Here is a 1,610-nt window from a genome sequence, read left to right on the forward strand (position 1 = left end):
CTTCCGCCCCCCGTCCCCGCTCTCGGCCCCGTCCGCATCCTCGGAGAAGGAGCAACCATGTCCCAGAACACCCCGGCCCTCGACTTCCGGGCCTTCGTCGAACGGCTCCTCGCCGACGGCGACGCGGTGGCGATCGAGCAGCCCGTCGATCCCCACCTCGAAGTCGGCGCGGTGACCCGTCGCGCGTACGAGACGGGAGCGCCCGCACCGCTGTTCACCGCACTGACCGGCGGCGCCCGCGGCCACCGGATCCTGGGCGCCCCGGCCGGACTCGGCGACCCCCGGCAGGGCACGGCGTACGGCAGGCTCGCCGCCCACTTCGGACTGCCGCGCACCGCCACCCCGCGCCGGATCGTGGAGCACCTGGTCCGTGCCATGCACGCCGACCCGGTCGCACCCGTCGAGGTCCCCACCGGCCCCTGCAAGCAGAACGTGTACACCGGCGACGCGGTGGACCTGGAGCGCTTTCCGGTGCCGCTGCTGCACCAGGAGGACGGCGGACGGTACTTCGGCACCTACGGCTTCCACGTGGTGCGGTCCCCGGACGGCGGATGGACCAGCTGGTCGGTGGCCCGCACGATGCTGCGCGACCGCAACACCCTGGTCGGCCCCGCCATGCCGCAACAACACATCGGGATGATCCATCGGATGTGGCGCGAGCGGGGCGAGCACACCCCGTGGGCCATGGTCCTCGGCGCGCCGCCGGCCGCTCTCGCCGCTGCCGGGATGCCCCTGCCGGAGCACGTGAACGAGGACGGCTACGTCGGCGCGCTCACCGGCAGCCCGGTCGAAGTGGTCCGCACCGAGACCAACGGGCTGTACGTGCCCGCGAACTCCGAGATCGTGCTGGAGGGTTACCTCAGCAGGGACGAGACGGCCGACGAGGGCCCGATGGGCGAGTACCACGGATACGCGTTCCCGGACGGCAAGCGGCAGCCGGTCTTCCACGTGGAGGCGGTCACCTGCCGCGACGAACCCGTCCTGCCCGTCTGCGCCGCCGGTCTGCCCCCGGAGGAGAACCACACCATCTGGGGCACCATGATCTCCGCCGTCGCACTTGACGTGCTCCGCCGCGCCGGTCTCCCCGTCGACCTGGCCTGGTGCTCGTACGAGGCGGCCACCTGCTGGCTCGTCGTCTCCCTCGACCGCGCCCGCCGTACCGAACTCGGCCTGACGGAACGTGAGTCGGTCGAATCCGTGGCCGAGGTGCTGTTCGCCTCGCACGCGGGCTGGCTCGTCCCCAAGGTGATCCTCGTCGACGACGACATCGACGTCACCGACATCCGCCAGGTCGTGTGGGCGATGGCGACCCGGAGCCACCCGGACACCGGCCACCACCCCTTCCCGCAGGCCCCGGGCATCCCGATGGTCCCCTACCTCACCCCCGGGGAGGCCGCCGCCGCCCGGGGCGGGAAGTCGGTCACCAGTTGCCTCCTGCCGGAAGGGTTCCGCGGCACCACCGCCTCCTTCCGCACCTCCTACCCCGAGCGGCTCCAGCGGCGGGTCGTGGAGAACTGGACCCGCTACGGCTACCCGGCCTCGGCCAGAGTGAAGGCGCCGCTGCAGAAACCGATCAGGCGCGCACCGCGCGCGTGCGCCCGCCGGACGGC

At 72.7% G+C, this 1,610-nt stretch carries 1 pseudogene; it reads left to right on the forward strand.

Annotated features, from left to right (window positions below):
- Positions 1-57: 57 nt before the first annotated feature.
- Positions 58-1,371 (forward strand): annotated as a pseudogene (locus EAO76_RS43795) (UbiD family decarboxylase); the annotation flags it as partial.
- Positions 1,372-1,610 lie beyond the last annotated feature (239 nt).

Origin of the sequence: Streptomyces sp. sk2.1 (assembly GCF_008120935.1) — a bacterium.
Taxonomy (GTDB): domain Bacteria; phylum Actinomycetota; class Actinomycetes; order Streptomycetales; family Streptomycetaceae; genus Streptomyces.